This window comes from Corallococcus sicarius (assembly GCF_003611735.1).
GTDB lineage: Bacteria > Myxococcota > Myxococcia > Myxococcales > Myxococcaceae > Corallococcus > Corallococcus sicarius.
Map to the genome: position 1 here is coordinate 23718 of NZ_RAWG01000095.1, position 6389 is coordinate 30106.

General features: G+C 73.1%; 6 protein-coding genes. All 6 read right to left on the minus strand.

The genetic code is table 11. The annotated features are described in order from the left end of the window. Window positions 1-54: 54 nt before the first annotated feature. Complete coding sequence (menE, locus tag D7X12_RS16840) at window positions 55-1518, minus strand: o-succinylbenzoate--CoA ligase (protein ID WP_120626284.1); 1464 nt, start codon at window positions 1516-1518, stop codon at window positions 55-57. Between the two features lie 2 nt (window positions 1519-1520). Further along, a complete protein-coding gene (menC, locus tag D7X12_RS16845) occupies window positions 1521-2675 on the minus strand; it encodes an o-succinylbenzoate synthase (RefSeq protein WP_120626285.1) in 1155 nt (384 codons plus the stop codon). A gap of 8 nt (window positions 2676-2683) precedes the next feature. Then, entirely contained in the window at window positions 2684-3604 is a 921-nt protein-coding gene (locus D7X12_RS16850) for a 1,4-dihydroxy-2-naphthoate polyprenyltransferase (RefSeq protein ID WP_120626286.1), read from the minus strand. Continuing rightward, window positions 3601-4452, minus strand: a complete 852-nt coding sequence (menH, locus tag D7X12_RS16855; protein WP_120626287.1) for a 2-succinyl-6-hydroxy-2,4-cyclohexadiene-1-carboxylate synthase — start codon at window positions 4450-4452, stop codon at window positions 3601-3603. Before menH ends, D7X12_RS16850 begins: the two co-directional genes overlap by 4 nt. Further along, entirely contained in the window at window positions 4443-6212 is a 1770-nt protein-coding gene (menD, locus tag D7X12_RS16860; RefSeq protein ID WP_120626288.1) for a 2-succinyl-5-enolpyruvyl-6-hydroxy-3-cyclohexene-1-carboxylic-acid synthase, read from the minus strand. Before menD ends, menH begins: the two co-directional genes overlap by 10 nt. Next, on the minus strand, window positions 6196-6389 hold a 194-nt coding region (locus D7X12_RS16865; protein WP_208719091.1), incomplete at its 5' end, for a chorismate-binding protein. The genes D7X12_RS16865 and menD, both read right to left, overlap by 17 nt.

Genomic DNA, 6389 nt, shown 5'->3' on the forward strand with positions numbered 1-6389 from the left:
CTGGTCAACTCAGCAGAGTCTGGGAAACCCCATTCAACCAGCAGTGCGGGTGGTTCAAGACCCTTCCTGAAACACCGCCTGAGACATCGCGTGTTTGCGCAGGACGGGGCGCTCCACCTTGCTCATGGCATTGCGCGGCAATGTTTCAATCGCAACAAATCGCGAGGGCACCTTGAAGCGCGCGAGGGACTGGCGACACCACGCGTCCAGATCCCCGGGCAGCGCGTGGCCGGGGCGCAGGACGACGAAGGCGACGGGGACCTCCCCCCAGTGGGGCTCCGGGACGCCGACGACCGCGGACTCCGCGATGGCCGGGTGGTTGGCGAGCACCGCTTCGATCTCCGCCGGGTAGAGGTTCTCTCCCCCGCGCACGATGAGGTCCGTGCGGCGCGACAGGAGCGTGAGGCGTCCGCGCGCGTCGGTGACGCCCACGTCCCGGGTGCGCAGCCAGCCGTCGTGGAAGGCGTCGCGCGTGGCGTCCGGCTGGTTCCAGTAGCAGGCCATCAGCGTGGGGCCGCGCACCTCCACGTCCCCCTCCTGGCCCACGGCGAGCGGCGCGCCGTCCGTCCCGACGATGCGCACCTCCAGTCCCGGCAATGGAGTACCCGCGGTGCGCCCATCCGCTTCGTCGGGGCGCTCGGTGGTGACCTGCGAGCAGGCTTCGGTGAGGCCGTAGGTCTGGAGGGCTCGCAGCCCCGCGGCCCTCGCCCGGGTGAGGAGGGCCGTGGGGACGGGACCGCCTCCAATCAGCGCGCACCGGAAGGTGTCCGGCAGCCGCCGGTCCGCGCGTGCATCCAGCACCCGCTCCAGCGTGGTGGCGACGAAGCTGGCGTGCGAGGCGCCTTCTTCGTCGATGGCGCGGTTGACGGCGTCCGCGTCGAAGCGGTCGTGCAGGAGGAGGCAGCCGCCCTCGTAGGCGGTGCGCGTGAGCATGGCCAGGCCGCCGACGTGGAACAGCGGCAGCGTGCCCAGCCAGCGGGGCGCGGGGTGCGGGCCCAGGTTCTGGGCGGAGGCCCGGCACGAGGCGCGGAACGCCGCTTCCGTGAGCACGGCGCCCTTGGGCCGGCCCGTCGTCCCGCTGGTGAAGAGGATGACGCGGGGCGTGTCCGCCTCCCCTTCCCAGGTCCGGGAGGGGCGCGCGGCCTCGAGATCCGGGAACGCCTCCAGCGACTCCGCGCCGGGGAGCCTGTCTCTCAGCGATTCGAGCGCCAGCGTGAGGCGGGGCGCGACGGCGTCCACCAGCGGCTGCAGCTCCGCGCGGGTGAGCCTTGCGTTGAGCGGCGCGAACACCGCGCCCCTGCGGCCCAGGGCCCAGAAGAGGAACGTCACCGAGGGGTGGCTCGTCGACAGCACCGCCACGCGATCACCCTGCCCCACGCCTCGCGCTTCCAGCGTCGCGGTCCAGCGCGCCACCTCCGCGTCCAGCGTCCCGAAGGTCCAGCCGCGCCCCGCGAAGCGCAGGGCCTCCGCCTCCGGGTGCCGCCGTGCGCCCTCCTGGATGGGGCAGCCGAAGCGCATCTTCAGGGCACCCCGGTCAGCTCCGGCGTCAGCCCCAGGCCCGGCACGTCGTGCAGCCGCAGGAGGCCGCGCTCCGGTTTGTAGGGGTGATCCCGCGGCTCGTCCGCGAAGAGCCGTCCCACCGCGAGTCCGGAGGCGAGCTCTCCCGACGGGAGCGCCGAGGCCAGGTGCGCGGCGCCCGCCCGGGCCACCACTCCGTCGAGGGAGCTGGTGACGTAGGCGTGCATGCCCAGCCGGGCCGCGCGCAGGGCCACCACCATGGAGGGCAAGAGCCCCCCGAGCACCATCGGCTTGAGCACCACCGCGCCCACCACCGGCCCGCCGCCCAGGTCCATCGTGAGCAGCGCGCGCACCGCCGCGGGCGAGGCGAGCGTTTCGTCCGCGGCGATGATGCACGGCGCGCGTCGCTGCACCCGCCACAGCGCCTGGAGGTCCTCGGCGGGCGTGGGCTGCTCCACCAGCTCCAGTTCGTACCAGCCCAGGCGATCCAGGGCGCGGTTGGCCTCGGGTTCAGACCAGCCGCCGTTCGCGTCCAGGCGCAGGCGCACGCCGGGCCCCACGGCCGCGCGCACGGCACGCACCCGGGCCTCGTCGGCGTCCAGCGTGCGGCCGGCCACCTTCAGCTTCAGCGTCTGGAAGCCCTCCGCCACCGCGTCCTTCGCCTCTTGGGCGAGTTCCTCCGGGGCCTCCGCGCTCAGCAGCGCGTTCACCAGCACCTCCGGCCGAGCCTCCTCCGCGAGCAGCCAGCACAGGGGCACGCCCTTGCGCTGGGCCAGCAGATCCAACAGGGCCAGCTCCAGGCCGTGCTGCGCGGCGGGGACGTGCTCCTCCGGCTCCAAGGGACGGATCTTCGCGCCCAGGGAGCGGGATGCGTCCCCGGGCGACGGCGCGAGCGTGGCCTCGATGCCTTCGATGCTGTCGTCCAGGGACTGGCCTTTGAGCGCTCCCAGCCAGTCGCGCAGCACCTGGTGCGTGGTGGCGAGGGGCTCCGTGCCGAACTCCGGCAGCGGCATCGCCTCGCCTTGCCCCACGTGGCCGTCCTCGTCCGTCAACCGGACGATGAAGCCTTCGCGCGTGGTGTAGGTGCCCTTCGCTGTCTTGAGCGGACGGGCCAGTGTGAGTCGCAGGGGGGTGAACGTCGCCTCGGTGATGCGCATGAGCTCCTTCAGCGCAGGAACAGCCCCAGCGCGAACAGCAGCCCGAACACGAGCTGCAACCGCGCCGTGGCACCCAATGCGGGGTTGAGTGCCGCACCTTCCGACTTCAACATCATCTTCAGCGGCGGCGCCACCAGCGGGAGACTCAGCAGCGGCAGGAACACCCAGGCGCTCGCCAACCCGCGGGCGAAGAGCACGAAGGGCGTGGCGTAGGAGGCCACGAGCAGCAGCACGTACTCCGCCCGGCCGAAGCCCGCGCCGAAGCGCACCACCACCGTGCGCTTGCCCGCCTTCACGTCCGTGCTCGCGTCACGCTGGTTGTTCACGACGATGAGGCACGTGCCAATGGCGCCCACCGGCAACGACGCCCACCACGCCGCGGGTCCCACGAAACCCGCCTGCACGTAGTACGTGCCCGTCACCGCCACGAGCCCAAAGAAGATCAGCACGAACAGGTCACCCAGCCCGTGGTAACCCAGCGGATAGGGTCCGCCCGTGTACGCGTAGCCGCACACGAGCGACATCACGCCAATGAGCACGATGGGCCAGCCGCCCATCGCGACGAGGTACAGACCCACCAGCGTCGCCAGCGCGAAGCACGCAAGGCCCCCCATCAGCACCGTGGACGGGGCGATGAGGCCGCTCTGCGTCACGCGCTTCGGGCCGAGGCGCTCGGCGGTGTCCGCGCCCTTCTTGAAGTCGTAGTAGTCGTTGATGAAGTTGGTGCCGATCTGGATCAGCACCGCGCCCACGAGCGCCGCGAGCGCCGGCAGCAGGCGCCCCACCCCTTCGCCATATGCCAGCGCCGTGGCCACCAGCACCGGCACCGCGCCCGCCGTCAGCGTCTTCGGGCGCATGGCCATCAGCCACGTCTTCAGCGTGGGCCGGGGAGGCGCGGCGTCGGAGGGACTGGAGACCAGGGTGCTCACGAGTGTGCAGCCTCTCGCGCCAGGATGACGGGTTCGAAATTCGGCGCTTCGTACCAGGGCGTCTGGAGGAACGAGAGCACTTCCCGGACGTACTCCTCCGGCGCTTCCAGGTGCGGCGCATGCGCGCTGCCCGCGAAGGCGTGGCGCCACACCACCGGCAGCTCCGCCGCCATGCGCCGCGCCAGGTTCGTGAACTTCGCGTCGTCAGCGCCGGTGAGCAGCAGCGTGGGCAACCGCTGCCGGTGCAGCGACGGCCAGTAATCCGGCTGCACGCCCAGGCCCATGCACTCCAGCGCCCCGGCGAGGCCTTCCGCCGTGCAGGCCTGACGGCGCTCCCGGAGCGCGGCCATCTGCGGCGCGGGGAGGCGGCGCAGTCCCTCGAACAGGGGCAGCGATTCCCAGCGGTCCACGAAGGCGTCCACGCCGCGCGCGCGGATGAAGCCGGCGAGCTTCGCGTCCGCCTCGCGCCGTTCGGAGCGCTCCTGGCGGCGGTGCAGTCCCGGCGAACCGCTCTCCATGATGAGCCGGCCGAAGCTCTCCGGCGCGCTCACCGCGGCGGCCAGCGCGAGCCGCGCGCCCTGCGAATAGCCGAGCAGGTCCACCGGGCCGCCCAGCTCGCGCGCGAGGCGGATCACGGCGTCCACCGTCTCCAGGAAGCCGTCGCGCCCCGTCTTGTCGGGCAGCGGCGTGCGGCCGTGGCCGGGCAGGTCCACCGTCACCACGCGCACGGAGCGGCCGAGCAGCGGCTTCAGGTGTTCGAACGAAGCGCCGCTGCCCGTGAAGCCGTGCAGCGCCAGCAACGTGCGCGGGCCTTCGCCCCAGGTGTCATACGCAAGCGTCACGCCCATGGTCCTTCTCCCAGTGCGGTGGCCATCCGCGCGAAGAGTTGTCGGTGCTCGTCCACGTTGGTGGCGCGGTCGACCTGGACCTCCACGAGGTGCAGGCCGCCCTCCAGCCCCGAGCGTACCGCCGTGCGCAGCGCCGCGGGAGTCGTGGGGCGATGGAACCGGGCCCCCGCGAGCGCCGCCGCGTGCGACAGATCCACGCCGTGCGGCGTTCCGAAGAGCGTCTCGAACTCGTCCGGCTTCGCCGACTGCGCCAGCGGCAGGAAGGAGAAGATGCCGCCCCCGTCGTTGTTCACCACGACGACGGTCAGGGGCACCCGCGCCCGCGACGCCGTGAGCAGTCCGCCCACGTCGTGCAGGAGCGCGAGGTCGCCAGACAGCAGCACCGCGGGCCGGCCCGCCGCCGCCGCCACGCCCGCCGCGCTGGACACGATGCCGTCAATGCCGTTGGCCCCCCGGTTCGCCAGCACGCGCAGCGGCACGCCGCCCCCTTGCGCGAAGGCGTCCACCGCGCGGATGGGCATGCTGCTCGACACGAAGAGGAGCGCTCCCGCCGGCAGCGCGGCCACCACCTCGCGCGCCAGCCGGGGTTCGGTCAGCGTGTCGGGGCGCTCCGCTAGCGCGGTCTCCAGCGCGTTGCGGGCCACGCGCTCGGCGCCCATGAAGCCCTGGGCCCAGCGGCCGGGGCCTCGCGAAAGGCCTTGCGTCAGCGCACGACACGCGAGCACCGCGGAGCCCTCCACCACGAGCGAGGCCCGGTGCGGCGGATCATAGAGCGCGCCCTCGTCACTGAAGACGACGACCTCCGCTTCGGAGGCGTCCATCCACTGCTGCGGGGACTTGGGCGTCAGCCCGCCGCCGAAGCGCAGGACGAGCGCCGGCTTGTGGGCCCGCGCGAAGGGCTCGTGGCGCAGGAGCGCGTCGTAGAGCGACACCGTCAGCGGGCCGCCGCCATAGCGCGCCTGCGACGCGGCCTCCGCGAACACCGGGTAGCCCGTCGCCAGGCTCAGCGCCGCGATGGCCTCTCCGAAACCGTCGTCCTCGTCGCGAGGACCGCAGATGATGACGCCCCGCTCAGTGGCGGCGATGCGCGCTCGCACGGTGTCCAGCGTGGCCGCATCCGGGGCGCGTGATGGCGGCTGGATGCGGGTGAGCGGTGCGTCCGGACGACCGTCCCTCGCGAGCGCCGACACCTTCTCCGCGCCGAAGTCCTGCGCGATGGGGGCCAGCGGTTCACGGAACGGCACGTTGAGCTGCACGGCCCCCCGGGGCGCGCGACACGCCGTCCCCACCGCGCGGGCCGCCGTGGCCCGGAGGTGCGCGATGGCCGCGGTGCTCGACTCGGGCAGGCCCACGTCCGCGAACAGCCGCGCGAACTCGCCGTAGAAGCGCGCCTGCGGCACCGTCTGCGGCGCGCCCCAGCCCTGCAGCTCCAGCGGCCGGTCCGCCGTCAGCACCACCAGCGGCACCTGCGCCATGGCCGCCTCGATGACGGCCGGATAGAAGTGCGCGCCCGCGGAGCCGCTCGTCGCCACCAGCACCACCGGCTGCCGCGAGTGCTTCGCCATGCCGAGCGCGAAGAACCCCGCGCTGCGCTCGTCGATGACCGACCAGGTGCGCAGGCCCGGCGTGTGCGCGCAGGCGAGCGCCAGCGCCGACGAGCGCGAGCCCGGGCACACCACCGCGTTGCGGACGCCGCCGCGCACCAGCTCCTCCAGCAGGGCGCGCGCCCACAACACGTTGAGGTTAGCGTCGGACGACATCGCCGCCCCCGAGTGCGCGCAACATCGCCAGACTCTTCATCTCCGTCTCCCGCCACTCGGACTCCGCACTGGAGCCCGCGACGATGCCCGCGCCCACGAAGAGCCGGGCATGCGCGCCGCGCACCAGCGCCGAGCGCAACGCCACCACCAGATGCGCGCGTCCCGGCCCCACCCAAC